We start from the raw sequence: 19516 nt of genomic DNA, 5'->3' as shown, positions 1-19516 counted from the left end.
GTCCAATACTACGAATAGATAGCATTCCAAGAGTATATTAGCCGTACCAAGGCAACTGATAATACAGCTTAACTCACTTCAGTTAAAATGATGCTCCCGTACCAAAGCTACAGTTTGGATACCTACATTGGTCACAGGAGCGACATAATCCACCGTTGGCAAGTTTCACTAAATCCTTGCGGGTAATTATTTCACCGGTTAGTACCTTAGGCAGTAGAATATCTAGAATTGTCGTCTTAAAAAACATACCGCAAGCGGGAACACCAAAAACCGGCACATCCTTTAGATAGGCTAACATAAACATTGCACCCGGCAATGCCGGTGCGCCGTATTTAATAATTTCAGCACCGGATAAGCGAATACCCGTAGGGGTTACATCATCAGGGTCAACAGACATGCCACCGGATACCATTATCAACTCAGCACCCTTTTCAATTAAGTTTTTTATTTTTTGCGAAATATCATCGGCCTTGTCAGGTGCATAAACAAGCTCTAAAACGTCAGAACCAAAGGACTTGACCTTTTCGCTTAACCCAGGCCCAAAGGCATCCTTTATTCTACCCTTGTACACCTCGCTGCCGGTAACAATAATACCTACATTCTTCTTAATAAACGGTAAAACTCTAATTACTTCACCTGAGGCCTCAGCTATTTCTTCTGCAGCGGTAATAACGGTTTCCTTAACCACCAGGGGTATAACTTTGGTTCCTGCCAGCATATTCCCTTTCTCAACCACACTGTTGTTTGGTAGGGTGGCCAAAATCACATCTGACAAATCATTAATTGATTCCAATGCACCAACATTTACTTTCAGCAGACCGGGGACGGCAGCAAACAAATTTACCCTCCCCTCCTTGGGTCCCTTCCACTCTACCCCTGAACCTGCCACAGATTTAGCCAGTCTAATTCCTGCATCATCCTCGTGTACATCACCGGGTTCTAATTCCAGCACATAAACATGTTCTTTGCCCATATTTAATAACTCTTGTATATCCTCTTGCTTAAGTACATGACCTTTCTTAAATGCAGGGCCTTTAAAACTCCCTTTTACTATTTTCGTTATATCATGACATAGTACCTTACCTACTGCTTCTTCTACTTTAATAATTTCAGTTCGCACCGGCCTTCACCTCTAAAAAGTTTTGTAAATAGCAATTGTATCATAATCAGCGTGAGTAATGGCGGCAGCTGCGGCAATAGGTTTTGTCCGGCCAAGCCCTTGGCAGCAAAAGGGCCGGTGGGATGAGGGGATTCTTCCAAAAATAATTAGGTATTTCCTTTTGAATTCTACGAGAACTTTGCTAATACCTTTTGGTAATAGTAGTACACAATAAAGCGTTTGCCGTAGTTTATACCGGCAAACGCTTTATGATTAACGAAATGTTACCAGTGGCCACAAGCATTAATATAGGTGAAAAATTTCATACCGCCCCACAAACAGCCCAATCAGCGGCCACCGCAAAACAAGACGGCAGTTGGGATATCAATTTTGGTTTAACTCTTTGCTTCTGTTACATCAATTCCATCGTTCTGTGGTTTTGATATTCCAAGGCGGTTTTTAATTTTAGTACCCAGATCTTCAAATGAGGTGTAAACCACCGGTACCAATACAAGGGTAATTAATGTGGAGAAAGTCAAACCAAAGGCAACCACCACAGCCATGGGAGCATAACCTTCAGAGCCTTCCCCGGTACCAAAGGCCAATGGCAGTAATGCCAATACGGTGGTAACAGAAGTCATCAAAATGGGACGCAATCTGATAGGTGCTGCTTCCAGAATGGCTTCTATTAACCCTAAACCTCTACTCCGAAGTCTGTTGATGTAGTCCACAAGTACAATGGCATTGCTCACCACAATACCTATTAACATAATCATCCCAATTAATGAAACCACACTAATGGTATGTCCGGTCACCAGCAAACCAAATACCACCCCTACTATGGTAGGAGGTAAGGCAAACATAATTACAAAGGGGTGGTACAGGGACTCAAACAGCGATGCCAGCAGCATGTAAACCAAAACCGCAGCAAGCATTATAGCCATTCCCAAATCCATGAAGGATTCTGCCATATCTTCTGCCTCACCGCTTATTTCCACAATATATCCATCGGGGAGCATCATTTTATCCAGTTCGGCTTGAATGTCATTATTAATACTTCCCAGATCCCGACCAAATATGTCAGCGGTTATGCTGATCTGACGAGATTGGTCAATACGGGTGATGGAACTGGGGGTACTTGAAACTGTAATGTCCGCAACCGATCCCAAGGATACCCTGGCCCCGGTGGGCGATGTAATCATCAGGCTTGCCAGTTGGTGTTGATTTTGTTCAAAATCGTCAGGATACATCAACCGAATATCTATTTGATCTTCCCCGGTGCGCACACGACCAACCACCTGTCCGTCAAAGGCAGTGTTAACTGTGGTTAGTATCTGGTGAGCAGACAGCCCGTATAAGTCGGCCTGTTCCCTGTCTATGGTAACCTGTACCTCCGGTCTGGCATCTTCCAGCGAGTTGGATACGTTTCTTGTTCCCTCAACATTGCTCACAGTCTCTGTAATCAGGCTAGCAAGCTGCTCTAATACATCCAGGTCATCGCCTTTTATTATTACCTGTACCGGACTTCCGCTCATATGAAATTCATCTGCCTGACCAATGGTTATGGTGGCGCCGGATATGTTTTTAGTTGCCTGGCGCATAATTTCCATTGCTTCTTCAGTGGTATAATCCCGCTGATCCTGGGGTAATAGTTTAACTTGAATGGTTGCCTCATTACCGCCGGCACCGCCTAGCCAGGCCATGTCATTGGTTCCGACCCGGGTAAATATTCGTTCACGGTCCGGTAGGTGTTCTTTTACAAGGTTTTCAATATTTGTTGCCACCACTTGAGTCTCTTCCAACACTGTGCCTTGGGGAGTTTCAATGTTGATCACTATTTCCCCCGTATCCATGGATGGCATAAATTCGGCTCCTATAACCGGAATCAATGCCAAACTAACCACCAGCAATATCACTGTGGCTACCAAAACAATTTTACGGTGGCCCAGTGACCACTTCAGCAGTACAACATAGCGCTCCCTCAGCCTAATAAAGAACTTATTAAATACTACGGTAGGCTTTTTCGATGTGTCTTGCATTAATGCCGCAGTATCAATTGGCCTTACGTTACCGAGTAGCTTTGACGAAAGCATAGGTACCAGCGATACCGCAACCAGCATAGCAGCCACGTTAGAAAAACTCACCGTCAATGCCAGTGGTGTAAACAATATGCCGGCCAGGCCGGTCACAAAGATAATCGGGGCAAAAACCACCACCTGGGACGTTCCTGAAGCCAGCACAGCATTGCCCACTTCAGCTGTACCCTTTTTAGCCGCCTCTATTACGCTGTAGCCATCCTCTCGGTATCGGTAGATACTTTCCAGCACAACAACGGAAAAGTCAATGAGAGAACCAAGCCCCAGCGCCAGACCACCCAATGACAATAGGTTAATACTTTGGTTGCCAAAATACATCATTGTGAAGGTGGCTATCACCGCAATGGGCATTGAAATTGCTACAACCATGGTGCTGCGCAAATTCCTTAGGAAGAGATAAAGCACAATCATGGCCAATACTCCACCAACGGTTGCGTGTTTAACTACGTTTGAAATGGAATCCTCAATAAACTCTGCTGAGTCATATACCAGAGTTAGTTCCAGCCCCTCCGGCAAGCTTTCATTTAATCTTTCCACCTCAGCTTTTACAGCACGGGAAACTTGTACTGTGTTGTGACCGGAAGATTTAAATACCGCCATACTTAAAGCAGTATTATCATTTACATAGGCATAGGCAGTATCTTCTTTAAAATCATCACGTATTTCAGCAATATCTGAAAGTTTAACGCTGGCTCCCGTCCCTAAGGGTATCTGTATTTCTTCCAAATCGGCAATTGACTTATACTCACTTTGCACCCTAATGGCAAGGTCGGTCCTTCCATGGGACAGAGAACCGGCAGTTCCGGCAATATCACCGCCGGATATCATCTGAGCAACTTGTGCCGGTGGGATGCCGTAAGATTCTAACTTGGCATGGTCAAGAACAACTTTATATTCCCGCTCTTTGCCACCTTCTACTATTGCCGATGCAACACCGTCAATTCTCTCCAGCCTGGTTAATATAGTATCTTCAGTGATATTGGTCAACTCCAGCAAATCGTCACCGGTAATGGTATAAAGCATAATGGGAGCATTGTTGGGATCCATCTTTATTACCATGGGTGATTTTACATCCTGGGGTAGCATATCCCGATACATATCTATTTTTTCTCTGAGCTCAATGGTGGCAAAGTCCATGTCTGTGTTCCAGTCAAACATCACCACAACCAGCGAGTTACCGGTGCTTGAAATTGATTGAATGGTATCAAGTCCGCTGGTGTTAGCCACCGCTTGCTCCAGCGGTCTGGTAACTACATTTTCCACTTCGGCAGGGTCGGCACCGGGATAGTTGGTAACAACCACTGCCACCGGTAATTCCATATCGGGGAATAGGTCCACAGCCAGCCTGGGTAATGAAAACATACCCAGAATAACCATGGCCAATATTATCATGGTTATGCTTACAGGACGATTAACTGAAAAGTTTGCTATTTTCACTATTTATCACCCCCGGCTTCGCCGGTGGTTTTTACAATTGTAACTTTTTGTCCGTCACCTACAAGACGGTTACCAGCGGTAATCACTTGTTCGTTAGGCTCAATGCCGGATAATATTTGTGTTTTTTCTTGATTGGATATCCCCACTTTAACTTCCCGCAGTTGGGCCAGATCATCCTCCACCACAAATACCCGGTGCTGCCCATTATGCTCTAACACAGCTTCTGTGGGCACTACCACAGTATCCTTTGCCTGACCCACTGAAAGCTGTAGCTTTGCTACCATGCCGGCCAGTATATCACCGTCGGCATTGGGTATTTCTATTTCCACCGGAAAAGCCCTGGTCATATTGTCAGCTTGGGGTGCAATGGATTTTATTTTCCCTTCCACTGTTTTACCCAAAGCATTAATATACACATCTACCTTTTGTCCCACAGCAATCTTACCCACCAGGTTTTCAGACAAATTTAGTTTAACTATTACAGTGTTTAAATTAACAATACCGGCCACCGGAACTTGGGGACCCACCATTTCGCCCACTTCAGCATTAATGAAGGCCACTTTGCCGCCCATGGGAGAAGTAATTGTTATTTCCTTATAGTTATCTTTGGCTATATCCAAACTTGCCTTGGCTTGATTAAGTTGAGCCTGGGCCAGCTTATATTGGGTTTCCGCTTTTTCATATTCCAATTGTGAAATGGCTCCTTCTGCATTTAAAAGGCTCATACGCTCATAATTCCGTTGGGCATCTTCCAAGGCAATTTGCTGCATTTCAAGCGCAGCTTCAGCTGTTATCAGGCTGTTCTTGATATCAGTACCTTCCAATTCTATCAGCACTGCACCCTTACTGACCGTCTGACCAACGGTAGCATGTACCGCTGCCACCCTGCCTGCAATTTTCGGTGCCAGTGTAATTTCATTTCCCGGTTTCACTTCACCGGTTAGCTCCAGTTCCTGATCTAAGTCCTCAACTGATGCCAGAACCACATTCACCGGAACAGAACTTTCTTCTTCCACCTCATTTCCATTGTCGCCATTGCCACAACCCACCAGCAAAACCACCATGCCCACCATTGCCAGTAAAGTAATAAAATATTTTCGCACTCTATTCGCTCCCTTTATCTTCTAATTAACAAGTCGTGTTAAAGTATTGTTTATTTTGCCGTAAATATTGATCAGTGTTTCAATATCTTCATTGGTTAGCTCTGAAAATATTTCTTTCATCCTATTAAGTCGCTCTTCCTCTAGGCTGCAGGCAAGCTCCATCCCTTTTTCGGTGAGACTGATTATAACTAAGCGGCGATCAATATCACTGCGCTTTCGGTTTACCAGACCTTGTTTATATAGTCGGTCAGTTAAACTGGTTATGGCGCCGGATGTCACCCCTATCCGTTGGGCTAAACTTGACGGGGTTACGGTGCCGTTATCTTTTATTACTTTTATTAAGAACATTTGCGCCAACGTTAGAGAAGAAAATTTAGAAGAACTACTTAGATAATTTTGAGCCAAGCGATGTACAGACTGTGAAATTTTATCAAGCTCTTGAATTTTTTTAATGTCTACATCTTTTTGCAAAAAACTCCCTCCATATATTAAAGTCGCTAAATGTTTTAATCATTAAAACAACACGCTAGTGTATATTCAATATCAAATATAAAAATCCTGCCCAAATAAATATTTTTTATAGTAATTAATTAAGTTTTTTAATTATGTATTTTCCTCATAGTAACGGTTATAGTAATAATTGTATGTTTTGTCCATGTACCTATGGGTGCTATTTATAGTTTTCTCACTAAAATATGAAGGGGGATTATTAATGAAAAATATATTTGATTTGTCAGGCAAGGTAGCCATCGTAACCGGCGCATCCAGCGGGCTGGGCGCAGAATTTAGCAAGATATTAGCTTCCAAAGGGGCTGATCTTGTAATAGTTGCCCGCAGGTACGAAAAATTATTGAACTTTCAAAAAGAAATTGAAGCCATGGGACGCCAATGCCTTCCTATAAAATGTGACGTAAACAAAGAAGATGAGGTGGCAGATGTTATACAAAGTACATTAAATAGGTTTGGCAAAATTGATGTGTTAGTAAACAACGCCGGGGTGTCTGCCGGTGATGTGGCAGAAAACTTAAGTGTTGAGGACTGGGATAAGGTGTTGAATACCAACCTCAGGGGTGTATTTTTGTTTGCTAAACATGCGGGCAAGCATATGATAGAACGTAAATACGGCAAAATAATCAATATTGCATCAATGTACGGCCAGGTAGGAAACACAGCCATCCCTGCCTCTGCTTACCATGCCTCCAAGGGCGGTGTAATCAATTACACCAGGGCCCTTGCCGGTGAGTGGGGCAGATATGGTATCAATGTAAATGCCATCGGTCCGGGCTTCTTCGAATCGGAAATGACCCAATCGGTACTTGGAGAAGAAAGCTTTTTAGCTTACATTAAATCCCGCTGCCCAATGCAGCGTCCCGGCAAAGCCGGTGAATTGGCCGGTATTTTAATTTACCTGGCCTCCGATGCCAGCAGTTATACCAATGGACAAACAATATTCGTAGACGGAGGCTGGACAGCGGTATAAAACCTTAGGGCGGGTGCCATACCCGCCCTTCAACCTAAATTTTATCTCACCCTTATCACCGGGAAACGATTGGGCAGCTTAATACCGGCTCTTTTTATCAAATCAGATGCCCTTTTTTGTGCTTGCTGCAGTACATTCTCTTCGTCTACGGTTAATATCTTTTTATCCCGCATCAACCACTTACCGTTACACATTGAAGATTCTACATTATGGGATTGCATGGCATAAACTATATTTGCCACCGGATCATGTAAGGGAATACTGCCTGGGCTGAGGGGATTAACAACAATGATATCCGCTTTTTTTCCCGGTTGTAAAGAACCAATTTCTTTATCCCACAAGAGACTCTTTGCCCCATTAACAGTGGCCATCTCTAACACTTGTTCTGCCGGTAAAATTTCAGGGTTAAAGTTGCGTCCCTTATGTATTAAAGAAGTTAAATACATTTCACTCATCATGTCCATGCGGTTGTTGCATGGTGCGCCATCGGTACCAATGGATACACACACCCCTCGCTGTAACATAGCAGGCACCGGTGCAAAACCCAGCACCCGCATAGCTGCACCGGGGTTGTGAGACACCTTGACATTATGGAGAGCAAAAAGATCCATTTCTTTATCAGTCAGCCAAACGGTGTGCACTGCTAAAAAATTATCGTCCAGCACCCCCAATTTGGCAAGATGCTCCACCGTAGTACTGCCCCGCTCTTCCTTTGCAAAACGCACCTCCTCAGGCACCTCTGCCACATGCATGTGAATGCCCACTTGGTACTTATCGGCCAATTCCTTAGTGCGGGTAATCAGGTCATCAGAGTTATTAAAAATGGTACGCAGCCCGAACCATACTTTAATGCGTCCATCGGCCTTACCGTGCCAACGTTGTATCAGATCCACTTGCTTTTCCAGTGCCGAATCAGTGCTATCCTGCCAGTTATGGGGCAGGCCATCACCGCAGTCCATGGTTGACCTGGCTAAAATACCCCTGATGCCAATCTCCTCAACGGCCCTGCCCATACCGTCCACCTCTTGGCCTCCGGCTTCAGCAAAGGTAGTTACACCGGAATGAATTAGTTCCACACAGCAGGCCAACGAAGACACATAAGAATCTTCTAAGTTTATATTGCTTTCGTAAGGCCAAATTCTTTCACGCAGCCAGGTAAGTAAGTCAACGTCGTCACCCAGGCCCCGTCCCAACTGCTGAGATAAATGCACATGGGTATTGATCAGGCCTGGCATAACTATTTTGCCGGTGGCATCTACAATTTCAGCATCGGGTTTAATTTCTGCTTCATTTACCTTGCCCACCGCAGCAATGGTATCTCCGTCTACCAGTACATCTCCGCCTTCAAAAATCTGGCGCCTATTATCCATTGTTATCACAAGGGCATTTTTAATTAACTTTTGAACCATAATAATCTCCTTTTTTTACTAATACACATCTAAAAGTATAAGGTCGTAATACGTCCAATGTCAATCCTATTCAAGGCTTTCTAATCCCCGGCGCATTTTTCTTAAATATAGTCGCCCTTCCCTGGATATTCGATAATAGGTGTGGTTCATATGTTTCATCCAGTCCCTTTCCCAGTGATAATTTTCTAACATTATGCCTTGAACCTTCTCTATTAAACCCTTTTTAAATAGTTTTTCTAAACGTTCCCTGGATTCACACCGGCTTATATTAACATTAATACCTAAACGCCAAGCATATTCTGCACCGGCATAATCAAGGAATTTAAGAATTTCTATATCTGTTTCATCCTCATACTCTTCATCCAAATACCTTTTCCCATTAATAATTGATAAAGCCGTGCCGCCTTTTCCTTATAAATCTCTTTATATTCTTCGTAAAGGGGATAGAATTCATTTTTCAGGTCTTCAACCCCTTCATGTACCACTATTCCTTCTAACTCCTTTAAATCAGACAGATATTCCTTTAGTTCTTCCGCCACAAGGCATATATCATCAAGCCAGTGCATTCTTTTGGCTAACTCCGGCACTTTTTCCGGATCTGTGCTAACCTTTGGTTGGGCCAGTAAATTTTCTATCTCGTCTCTCTCATCAATAATGCTCTCTATCCTAGATAAAATTTCGTCATCACTTAAAATCTGCCACCAAAAGATATGCATAAGGTCCTTTCACTCCTTGCACCGATTTCTAATCTTACCTAATATCAGCACATGATGACAAATACAAAAAAAGACCCCAAACCGGGGCCTAAATTAGTTATCTAACTTCTAAGGGGATAGGGCTGGGTTTGTCATAATAAAACCCCTGCATATAATCCACTCCCATCCCTTTCAGTTTATCTAACTCTTTCTTGTTTTCTACACACTCTGCTATTGTCTTTTTGTTCATGGCGTGAGCAGCCGTATTGATAGCCTGTATTAAAGTGGCAGCACTGGCCTCCTTGGTAATTTTTCTCACAAATGAACCATCAATTTTTAAGTAATCCACCGATAACATACTCAAATAAGATAATGAAGAAAAACCAATGCCAAAATCATCCAATGCAAATTGACAACCTAAACTCTTTAATTTGTTAATCCATTTTTCTGCCATGATTAAGTTTTTAACTGCTGCAGTTTCGGTAATCTCAAAACCAATTCTGCTGGCATCTGTACCACTGTTAATTATGGCTGCCTCTATATGGTCAAGCAAATCTTCGTCCCCCATGCTAACTCCGGACAGATTAAAAAACAGCTTTATATTGGGATATTCCTGTAGAACGCGTAGGCCATAGTCCACCACCCAGCGGTCAATCTGGGGCATGAGGTTAAAATGCTCAGCAATGGGTATAAATTTTGAGGGAGGGATTAAATTGCCGTCCCCGTTGCGCATTCGAATAAGAACTTCGTAATAAATAACCTTGTTGTCTTTGGCCCTAACCACCGGTTGAAAATATAATTGAAATTTATTGTCCCTTAGGGCAATTTTAATCATATTAATTATTTCATTGGTTTCAGCAAATATTGATATGGGGTCTTCTTTATTATCAATAAGTATAATCCTGTTTTTCCCTTCTTCTTTGGCCCTATGCAAGGCTGAATCTGCATAAGAAAGTACTTTTTGGGAATCTAAACGGCCATCTATCATCACTATCCCAATGCTGATACTAACATTAAAACAGCTGTGATAGGCTGTTGTGCACAGTCCACTTTCATCAATGGCCAGCCGCATCTGTTCAGCCAAACGGGTTGCTTCCTCATGGCTTGCTCTTTTTAGCAATACAGCAAATTCATCACCGCCCAATCTGGCAATGAAGTCACCGTCCTGTAGATGGATCTTTAAACTATTTACCAAGGCAACTAACACCGTATCACCGGCATCATGTCCCAGGGTATCATTTATAAGTTTAAAGTTATCCACATCAATAAATAAGAGTGCTCCCATATTATCAGGCTTGGCTCTTGAAATCACATTTTTTAGCTCTTCCTCCAGGTAATAGCGATTTGGTATGTTAGTTAAAGAATCGTGGGTTGCCAAATACTCTATCTTTTCTTCATACTTTCTCCTTTCGGTAACATCTTCACCGATGCGGGCTGAGCCCATAATATTGCCGTTTAAATCCTTTATCACAGTTATGTGCCATTGAATTAATAATCGCTGACCGCTTTTAGTTATTATTTCTTTTATTACTTGCGGTTTGTAAGTTACCTGGTTTGCCTGCACTCCCTCCCCGGAACCGTTTTTGTGTTCCTCTGGCATAAAGAGATCTGTCCAGTTCTGCCCTATCACTTCCTCTTGTTTCCAACCCGTTATTCTTAGTAAATAATCATTGCAAAAGGTAATGTTATTATTTTTATCTAATATCACAGCAATAAGCTGGACATTTTCCAACATATCTCTAAATCTGCGTTCTGATTCCTGCAGCATTTCATTTGTTTTTTGCAGTTTGTCATACTGCTTCTGTAGTTTTACGCGCATTTTGTCAAATGAACAGGCCAATTTACCAATCTCATCGCTAGAAGTAACCCTAATTTTATTTTTCATATCACCCCTGGCGATACTGTTGGCAGCTTCCACCAGTTCTTCAATGGGTCTGGTTAATTTATTGGTTAACAGCCAGATAACTAATATCATTCCCAGTAAGGCTAAGCTAAAGGTAAACATAGTTGTCCAGTAGGCATTCATAATCATGTTATCAATAAATTGTTTATTGGCGCCCATATACAAAATGCCAATAACCTCACCCTTAGCATTTTTGATCGGTTTATAAACCGTTTGGTATTTAACGCCCACCACATCAGCTTCGCCAAAATAACTATTGCCTTCTTCTAAGACAACTTGAGCCACCTCCGGGGATATGGTTGTTCCAATGGCACGTTCACCTTCCCTTACTAGATTGGTAGCTACTCGTATGTCTTTTCGGAATATAGTCATTGTATTTCCTGTTAATCTACCAACTAAATCAATAACCTGATAATTTCCATTCATCAAGGTATCACCTTTATATAACATATCATGCCGAATCTGCCACTCACCGGGGTGAATACTGTCTAACAGGGCTTCTGCAAGGGCCATTTGATTTTTTATGTTTTCCAGGGCTGACAAATTTGCATCTTCTTTAATTTTGTTGGCAGTCCAAATAAATGTAACCACTTGACCCAGAAAAACCACTAAAGTAATATAAAAAATAAATCTCCAGCGTATCGCCTTAAATTGTGGTAGCCTTAACATTCCCCAAAACTCCCCTTAGGAAAGACAAGTTTAGAATATTTACATATTTCTGCATTTTGTTTCCAAAACCCTTTAAAAAATTGCAAAAATTTCAGAATTTAATGCCTTGGCTGATTGAATACACCGTTAATCGACAAATTTAGGGTATAATTATTATTAATACCACTGAAGAGAGGTTTATAAAATGCATTTTGACAACGCTGAAGGAACTGTTTTTAGACCGCCAAACGAAGCCAACAGTTTTATTTTACGGGTTACCATTGGTTGTTCCCATAATGCCTGCACCTTTTGCAGCATGTATCAGAAGGTTAAATTTCGTGTGCGCAGCATGGCAGAAATTGAAAAACAAATTAAAGCTGCCCAGCGGCAGCTGCCTGATTTGCGCCGGGTGTTTCTAGCAGACGGCAGTGCCTTGGTATTACCGACCGATAAACTGTTAACTGTTTTAAATATGCTGTACGCCACCTTTCCCAAGTTAACCAGGGTATCTTGTTATGGTGGGCCAAAGGATATTTTGAGGAAAAGTGCTGACGAGCTCAATGTTTTAAGGAAGGCCGGATTAAAAATGGTTTACCTGGGGGTTGAAAGCGGTGATCCCGAGGTGTTAGCTGCCATCAATAAAGGCGTAACCAGAGACCAAATGCTGTCAGCTGCACAAAAGGTGTTGGCTGCCGATATCAAGTTGGCTACAATGTTGATTCTCGGCGTCGGTGGAAAAGAAAAAACAAGAGGGCATGCAATTAATACTGCCCAGTTAATCAACGCCATTGAACCATCTGTTTTTTCCGTACTTACCCTGGCCTTAGAAGAGGGTACACCTATAAAAGACGAAGCCGATTCAGGTAAATTTCATCCATTAACCCCAATGGAAATATTGGAAGAGTTAAAGTTAATGATTGAGCATGTAAATTTATCCACACCCACCTTATTTACCAGCATGCACCCTTGGAACTACCTTCCCACAAGGGCGGTATTACCAAAAGATAAAAATTTATTGTTAGATGAAATACAAGAGGTGATAGATAGTTTAAGGGCGTGACAATCACGCCCTATTAAATATTTTTTAATTTGTGGTAAAAACCTCCTAGGCAGAGGCTTTTACATATATGGGGTTGCTATAAATCCACGGTCTGTAAGCCTTTCTTACCCCTTTATAGGTGTTTAACAGCACCTCCACCCTGTATGCTCCGGTCTTATATACTTTTTTCTTTAGAGTTTGAGTATTATCGGCGCTGGCCACCACCCGGCCCCTATTTATAATACGCACTAAAGCCCGCTCCGGTATGGATACCCTTAAGGTTACTCCCCTATCACCCTTTATCACATCGCCCATAATTACAGGCCTGATGCCGTTATGGGCCCAGTAAATAAAGCCGTCGGAAGGCGCAAGGTGGTCATAGCTAAAATAACAGTTGCCCCTTTTTATTGCCCGGTATATTAAGTACTTATCCCTTTCAAAATAAGCACTTTTAAATGATAGGGGCGCTTCTAAAAACAAATGGGTGCGCAAGGCTTTAAACATCCGCCTGTAAGAATAAAAATAACCGTGGGCATCTACACTGCCAATACCCACTACCCTTCTTTTTTGCAAGAGCTTATCCCACTTCTTAAAGACCTCTGCCGGCGGTCCTTCTATATACACTTCCGGACGGATTAAACTGATGGGAAAACGAAAATTATCAATCCAATCGTGGCTGTAATTCCATATTTCCATGCCGTTAAACCCGACAACATCCCAATTCTGCCATTCAACCGGCGTTAGCTTAAACCGATCCTCCCTTTTCTCACTAAAAGGATGGGCGATAATCCCAATGCCTCCCTGGTCTGCAACTTCATCAATTGTTTGCTGGGCATCACCACCGGGGGGTACTACAGTATTTATTCCCAAAGCCAGGTAATGACCCCCATTGTCTTTTACGGTGATTTCTTCGCCAACCAGCAAAATTGTTTTGTCATACCAGCCTTGGCAAGAAAACGGTCTTAGAGTATCATGGTCGGAAACAATCAAATAATCACAATTTGCCTGCCGGGCTGCTTTAATAATGGTAGGCACATCGGATAAGCCGTCGGAATATCTAGAGTGAACGTGGATTACGCCGGAATACCTGTGATATTTATTCACTTTTCCTCACCCCAACAAATTACTTATTTCAATATCCCTACAGCTTATTCATTACAATAACCGATAGTGCCACAACACCTATTAAAGTATTAGCCCAGTAAGAAATCACTAAAATATGAAAAAAAGGGGGCCATCTGCAATGGCGAGCCCAAAGTTAACTTCATAGATATGCCCCTGTGGTAATACCTATCCTCTCCCCCATCAAGACCTTGGTTTCCAGGCCATTTTTCGTGTTTTTTAAGATATCGTCATCTATTTGCAAGGCACCCTGCTTGACAAATAATATTACAGTGGAGCCACCAAACTTAAAATACCCTTTTTCTTGGCCCTTGGCAACAGGTTTACCCGGTTTATAAGTTTGCACTATAGAACCCACACAGGAGGCCCCCACCTCCGTATAGATTATTTCCCCAAAATTATCTGTTTTGAATATTGTTACTTCCCTGTAATTCCGGCAGTACACCTGGGGTATCTTATTTAAGGCCAGCGGATTTACTGAATAGTAGCTGCCCCTTATACTTTTAGATGCCACCGGTATCCCGCTGTCCGGGAAATGAAAACGATGATAATCCGATGGGTTTAAACGCACAACAATACAAACACCGCCTTGATATTGGCCGGCCAAGAGGCTGTCCTGCAGTAATTCTTCCAATGAATAAAATTGGCCTTTTACTTGAATCAACTGGTGAATGTCAATGTTTTGATATGCCAGCATTCTGCCGTCTGCCGGGGATACCAGGTGATTTTTATCTTTACTTATTGGCCTGGCATCTTCTTTAAGTTTACGGGTAAAGAAATCATTAAAATCTTTGTACTGCTCCGGAAGCTCTAAGGCAGCCTCAGACATATCAATATTAAAATCACGGATAAATTTTGCAATTTTTTTCTTGCTATAGGAAGTGTTATAGAAATGTCCTATTAATGACGTAAGTAACTTTCTTTTAATAATAGTCTCCAGGAGAGTTTTCCCGCTTGCTGTGTTGTAAACCCAGTTGATAATTCTGCCACCGGCCACCACTTCTTTTTTCTTTTCGCCAGTTTTTCTGTCAATATAGTAGATTTCCATTTAATCTTCCTCTTAACATAAATGATTTGGGGAACCCTTGTCAGAGTGTTCATACATCCACCATATAATAGCTTTTATAATATAATGTTGCAATAGAATGACCGGTAAAAAAACATATTAAAGAACAAGCCATTTTTCTTATTCGAAAAATGGCTTGTTCTTTACTGCGTCGGCGTGATAAGAACTTCTTACCAGCGGACCGGAAACCACATGTTTAAAACCAAAATCAGAGGCTGTTTCCCCGTATTCCTCAAACACCTCCGGATGCACATATTCCACCACCGGGTGATGTTTATTGGATGGAGCTAAATACTGTCCAATGGTTAAGATATCGCAGCCTACACCCCTTAAATCTTTCATCACCCCAATGACCTCTTGTGTCTTTTCCCCTAAACCCAACATAATCCCCGATTTGGTAAAAATCTGGGGGTTCATTTCTTTTACCCTTTCTAATAATTTCAATGAGCGCAAATAATCAGCTTTGGGTCGCACCTTGGGGTAGAGGTGGGGCACCGTTTCCACATTATGATTGATAATTTGGGGCCTGGCATCCACCACCAATTGCAGGGCCTCTACCTTCCCTTGAAAGTCCGGAATCAGCACTTCCACTGTCACTTTAATCTTATGTAGTTCATTAATTACAGCAGCAAAATGCCCGGCCCCGCCGTCAGGCAAATCATCCCTTGTTACAGAGGTGATAACCACGTGTTTTAAACCCAGTTCTTTCACTGCATCAAGCACATGGGCCGGTTCCAGGGGATCCACATCCCTGGGCCGGCCTTTGGTAACATTGCAAAAGGTACAATTTCTAGTACAAATGCTGCCTAAAATCATAAAGGTGGCCGTTTTTCGCCCAAAACACTCTATTTTGTTGGGGCAGTTAGCCTCTTCGCAAACTGTGTGTAAAGAAAGCCTGTTTAGCATTTTTTTTACACCCAGTTGCCTTTCAGCACCTTTTAATTGAATTTTTAGCCACTCCGGTTTGCGTTTAGTCATGAGCCATCTCTCCCAACAATTTGATATAACTGCTGTGGGCTGATCATCTTTGGCTGCAGGTGCAGGTATTCACAAAAATAGTCAACCACCAGTTGATGGGCCCTATCCAGGTCTTGGGCTTGTCCAAATATTTCTTTCAGGGAAGTAACCCCCTTATCAGTGATACCGCAGGGGTTAATCCACTTAAAATGTTCAAGATTTGTATTGACATTGAAAGCAAAACCGTGCATTGTTACCCATTTCTTAACAGCGCAGCCTATGGCAGTGATTTTTTTATCACCTATCCATACCCCATGGTGCAGAGCATCCCTTTGGGCAGTGAGCTTGTACTCTTCCTTTAACAAATTAATAAATAGCTCTTCAATTTTATTAACGTAACCCTTAATACTGCTGCCGTGGTTTTTTAGGTTTAGTATTGGGTAACCAACTATCTGCCCGGGGCCATGATAGGTTACATCCCCACCCCGGTTTGTTTTGACAACCACACAACCCTTTTCCTGCAACTGCTCCTCCGTCAGTAAAATATTTTCCCTGTTTTCTCGCTTACCCAAGGTAATCGTGGGAGGATGCTGCAGCAGTAACATGGTGTCCGGAACCTTGTTATCCTGTCTTAAACGCAATAAACTTTCTTGAATACTTAGGACCTTCAAATAGTCAGTTTCACCCAATACCGAAACCAGTAGCTTCATTATATAATACTCCCCATTCTCTAGCCGTGAATAGCCAGGCCATGCACATTTGCAGCCGCTTCCATAACTGACTCAGCCAAGGTGGGGTGGGCATGAATTGTATTAGTAATATCTTTAACTGTCAAACCCTTTTGCACGGCTAAAGCAGCCTCGGCTATTAAATCTGAAGCGTTGGGCCCAATAAGGTGTACCCCTAATACCACATCGGTGTCTTTGCAGGCAATTACTTTTACCATACCTTCGGCTTCACCCATGCTCAAGGCTTTACCGTTGGCCATAAAATTGAATTTACCCACACGCACCGGAATGTTTTTATCTTTAGCCTCTTGCTCGGTAATGCCCACCGAGGCAATTTGCGGATTGGTAAAAATACAGCTGGGTACCGCATGATATTCCATTTGCGCTTCTTTACCCATAATGTTCTCTGCCGCCACCAGCCCTTGACTGGATGCCACATGGGCCAGTTGGTATTTATTAACCACGTCCCCTATGGCATAGATTCCCTTTACATTGGTCTCCATTTTATCATTGACCAAAATTTCACCTTTTTCACCCAGGGCCACGCCCACTTCTTCCAGTCCTAAATTTTGAGTGTTCAATTGCCGACCAATAGAAATTAAGGCCTTTTCTGCAGTAATAACTTCACCGTTCTCTAATATTGCTTCAATGCCGGCAGCTGTTTCTTTAACTTGTTTAATGGTCATTTTGGTCTTGATAACAATATTTTTCTTTTTAAAATTCATCTGCAAACGGCGGGAAATATCCTTATCCAATAAGGGCAATATATTGGGGGCTGCTTCCACCATGGTAATCTCTGCTCCCAGGTTACCATATATATAGGCAAACTCACAACCTATTACGCCGGCACCGATAATTAACAGGCTTTTGGGTACCTCAGTTAAGGTAAGTGCCTCTTCACTGGTAATCACAGTGGTACCGTTGTAGCCTAAGGAAGAAATTAGGGCCGGACTGGAACCGGTGGCAATGATGATATTACTAGCCTGAAGTGCAATTACTTCATCGCCGGATTTAACTTCCACCTCGGTGTTAGACTTTAGTTTGGCTTCGCCTTTAATAAACTCGATTTTGTGTTTTTTGAACAAAAACTCTATTCCTTTGACCAGTTTATTGACTACATCTTCTTTCCTGGCCTGTACCTTTTCAAAGTTCACCACCGGCTTGCCCACTTCTATGCCAAATTCAGCAGCATTATCCACCGCACAAAGCTTTTCAACAGCTGCGATTAAGGATTTGGTAGGGATACAACCCCTATTAAGGCAGGTTCCCCCCAGGCTGTTCTTTTCCACAACCGCCACTTTGCCACCCAATTGAGCTATTCTTATGGCAGCCACATAACCCCCTGGGCCGCCGCCTATTACCACAGCATCGTAATTCATGGTTTTAACCCCCTAGGCTTTATCTATTTCGGTCAGTACTTGATGGGCCCGCGCAGCAGTGCGATAGGCAAAAAGGTTATTTGCCGCCAAAGGTTCTACAGATTTTAACTGTTCGTCCACGGCTTTCTTAGGATCAAATGGTTTAAGGAGATAACTATTCTTTTTACTGCCAGTGACATCTTCAATTAATTTGGCAATCTCGGCAACTTCCTGTGGTGTAATATAGCTTATCTCACCGTCACTGCGCTTTACCGGAGCCACCCTTGTTTGAAATTTACATTCCGGAAACCCAGCAGCCAGTTTTATGCTTTTAGCAAGCTCTTCGCTGTCAAAATCGGGGCCAAAGATTCCGCTGTAAATTTCTTTGGTTCCTAAAACCTTTACAATTACCACATCTGCCAACGCTTCAGCCTGTATTTTCTCTAGTATACCACTGTTTCTGCCATCTGTGTCAATTTGCAGTTTCATGTTGTTGCCCTTTAGGTAACGCAAAACCGCCAAAAAATCTTCCGCATATTGAGGGTCCCCACCTGAAACATGGATGCCGTCTACCCACTCTTTATGGAGCCTTCCGACACTAAAAAATCCGTCTAAATCTGTACCTGCCTGTAGATAGGCCAGGCAAGCTCCAATGCCCTGGCGAATTTCGGCACCGTCGTAAATAATCGGAAACTCTACGCCGTCGGGACCGCGAAATATTCTCTTGCGACTTTCTTTATAGAACTTCTGAAACTCTTCCTTGCCTTCAGCCTTCATATCATATTCATTAAATGCAATGCCCTTACTGTTCATAAAAGCTTTTATTATTTTACAACGGGTACAGCCCGTTGCTGTGTAAATTGCAAAAACCATTATTATATCCTCCCTTTGTCCAGCCCTTAACCATTGCTGATCATCTTGATGTAATCGTCCTTAGACAATAGGTTTTTTAACTCCTCCGGATCTCTGGCTTTAACCACTATCATCCAACCCTCTTGATAGGGGCTGCTGTTTACATTTTCAGGAGCATCCTCCAATTGGTCGTTAACCTCTACAATTTCACCGCTAACCGGCATATACAATGAAGAAACTGTTTTGGCTGACTCAGCCTGGCCAAACTCTTCACCTTTATCAAAACTTTCACCAACCTGGGGCAGTTCGATAAAAATAATATCGCCTAGGTTGTCCTGGGCAAAATCAGTAATTCCCACCCGCACTGTGTCACCTTCAAGCTTGGCCCAGGTGTGTTCCTCAAAGTAATAAATATCATCTAAAAAGGTAAGTTCTGCAATCTGCTTATTGGCCATCTCACATCTTTCCTTTCAAATCAGCTTTAAATACTATTTTTTTAATGAAATAAGCCGGCATATCCGGCC

Annotated in this window: 17 protein-coding genes; 2 read left to right on the top strand and 15 right to left on the bottom strand. The window is 42.6% G+C overall.

Features of this window, described 5'->3' with window-relative positions:
• Window positions 1–82 precede the first annotated feature (82 nt).
• The 4 genes from BR02_RS0102385 to BR02_RS0102365 all read right to left on the bottom strand — a co-directional run bounded on the left by BR02_RS0102385 (window position 83) and on the right by BR02_RS0102365 (window position 6206).
• Window positions 83–1120 (bottom strand): molybdopterin-binding protein, encoded by a 1038-nt coding sequence (locus tag BR02_RS0102385; protein ID WP_031513833.1) that lies wholly within the window; start codon window positions 1118–1120, stop codon window positions 83–85.
• Between the two features lie 374 nt (window positions 1121–1494).
• Window positions 1495–4632 carry an efflux RND transporter permease subunit gene (locus BR02_RS0102375; protein WP_031513831.1) on the bottom strand — a complete coding sequence of 1046 codons (3138 nt, stop codon included), beginning with the start codon at window positions 4630–4632 and terminating at the stop codon, window positions 1495–1497.
• Window positions 4632–5735 (bottom strand): efflux RND transporter periplasmic adaptor subunit, encoded by a 1104-nt coding sequence (locus tag BR02_RS0102370; protein ID WP_051688081.1) that lies wholly within the window; start codon window positions 5733–5735, stop codon window positions 4632–4634. The genes BR02_RS0102375 and BR02_RS0102370 overlap by 1 nt, the downstream gene beginning before the upstream one ends.
• A gap of 21 nt (window positions 5736–5756) precedes the next feature.
• On the bottom strand, window positions 5757–6206 hold the full coding sequence (locus BR02_RS0102365) for a MarR family winged helix-turn-helix transcriptional regulator (RefSeq protein ID WP_051688080.1): 450 nt from the start codon (window positions 6204–6206) through the stop codon (window positions 5757–5759).
• A 241-nt stretch (window positions 6207–6447) separates the two neighbouring features.
• Between BR02_RS0102365 and BR02_RS0102360 the strand changes: the two genes are divergently transcribed.
• Complete coding sequence (locus BR02_RS0102360) at window positions 6448–7215, top strand: SDR family NAD(P)-dependent oxidoreductase (protein WP_031513826.1); 768 nt, start codon at window positions 6448–6450, stop codon at window positions 7213–7215.
• A 41-nt stretch (window positions 7216–7256) separates the two neighbouring features.
• On the opposite strand, the gene BR02_RS0102355 is transcribed toward BR02_RS0102360, so the two are convergent.
• The 4 genes from BR02_RS0102355 to BR02_RS0102340 all read right to left on the bottom strand — a co-directional run bounded on the left by BR02_RS0102355 (window position 7257) and on the right by BR02_RS0102340 (window position 11891).
• The gene (locus BR02_RS0102355; RefSeq protein ID WP_031513824.1) at window positions 7257–8624 is read right to left on the bottom strand and encodes an amidohydrolase; all 1368 of its coding nucleotides are present in this window, start codon (window positions 8622–8624) and stop codon (window positions 7257–7259) included.
• Window positions 8625–8690: 66 nt separating this feature from the next.
• Window positions 8691–8990, bottom strand: coding sequence for a DUF2250 domain-containing protein (locus tag BR02_RS0102350; RefSeq protein ID WP_031513822.1), 300 nt, complete (start codon window positions 8988–8990; stop codon window positions 8691–8693).
• A complete protein-coding gene (locus BR02_RS0102345) occupies window positions 8957–9340 on the bottom strand; it encodes a PCRF domain-containing protein (protein ID WP_031513821.1) in 384 nt (127 codons plus the stop codon). Before BR02_RS0102345 ends, BR02_RS0102350 begins: the two co-directional genes overlap by 34 nt.
• Window positions 9341–9437: 97 nt before the next feature.
• Window positions 9438–11891, bottom strand: a complete 2454-nt coding sequence (locus BR02_RS0102340; RefSeq protein ID WP_031513820.1) for an EAL domain-containing protein — start codon at window positions 11889–11891, stop codon at window positions 9438–9440.
• Between the two features lie 184 nt (window positions 11892–12075).
• On the opposite strand from BR02_RS0102340, the gene BR02_RS0102335 reads away from it, so the two are divergent.
• On the top strand, window positions 12076–12930 hold the full coding sequence (locus tag BR02_RS0102335) for a radical SAM protein (RefSeq protein WP_031513819.1): 855 nt from the start codon (window positions 12076–12078) through the stop codon (window positions 12928–12930).
• A 45-nt stretch (window positions 12931–12975) separates the two neighbouring features.
• Here the strand turns inward: BR02_RS0102335 and BR02_RS0102330 are convergent, their stop codons facing one another.
• The 7 genes from BR02_RS0102330 to gcvH form a co-directional block, all read right to left on the bottom strand.
• Window positions 12976–14013: a PHP domain-containing protein gene (locus BR02_RS0102330; RefSeq protein ID WP_031513818.1), complete on the bottom strand. Its 1038-nt coding sequence runs from the start codon at window positions 14011–14013 to the stop codon at window positions 12976–12978.
• A 160-nt stretch (window positions 14014–14173) separates the two neighbouring features.
• The gene (locus BR02_RS0102325) at window positions 14174–15079 is read right to left on the bottom strand and encodes a phosphatidylserine decarboxylase (protein ID WP_031513816.1); all 906 of its coding nucleotides are present in this window, start codon (window positions 15077–15079) and stop codon (window positions 14174–14176) included.
• Between the two features lie 138 nt (window positions 15080–15217).
• On the bottom strand, window positions 15218–16075 hold the full coding sequence (gene lipA, locus BR02_RS0102320) for a lipoyl synthase (protein WP_031513814.1): 858 nt from the start codon (window positions 16073–16075) through the stop codon (window positions 15218–15220).
• Complete coding sequence (gene lipB / locus BR02_RS0102315) at window positions 16072–16764, bottom strand: lipoyl(octanoyl) transferase LipB (protein ID WP_031513812.1); 693 nt, start codon at window positions 16762–16764, stop codon at window positions 16072–16074. The genes lipA and lipB overlap by 4 nt, the downstream gene beginning before the upstream one ends.
• Before the next feature lie 20 nt (window positions 16765–16784).
• On the bottom strand, window positions 16785–18161 hold the full coding sequence (lpdA, locus tag BR02_RS0102310; RefSeq protein ID WP_031513809.1) for a dihydrolipoyl dehydrogenase: 1377 nt from the start codon (window positions 18159–18161) through the stop codon (window positions 16785–16787).
• 12 nt (window positions 18162–18173) lie between these two features.
• Window positions 18174–19013 carry a glutaredoxin family protein gene (locus BR02_RS0102305; RefSeq protein WP_031513807.1) on the bottom strand — a complete coding sequence of 280 codons (840 nt, stop codon included), beginning with the start codon at window positions 19011–19013 and terminating at the stop codon, window positions 18174–18176.
• A 26-nt stretch (window positions 19014–19039) separates the two neighbouring features.
• On the bottom strand, window positions 19040–19447 hold the full coding sequence (gcvH, locus tag BR02_RS0102300; protein ID WP_031513805.1) for a glycine cleavage system protein GcvH: 408 nt from the start codon (window positions 19445–19447) through the stop codon (window positions 19040–19042).
• Between the last annotated feature and the right edge of the window lie 69 nt (window positions 19448–19516).

The sequence above is a fragment of the Desulfofalx alkaliphila DSM 12257 genome (genome assembly GCF_000711975.1).
Classification (GTDB): Bacteria; Bacillota; Desulfotomaculia; order Desulfotomaculales; family Desulfohalotomaculaceae; genus Desulfofalx; species Desulfofalx alkaliphila.
Note: the sequence above shows the minus strand (reverse complement) of the source record. Positions and strands in the feature narration are given on the sequence as shown.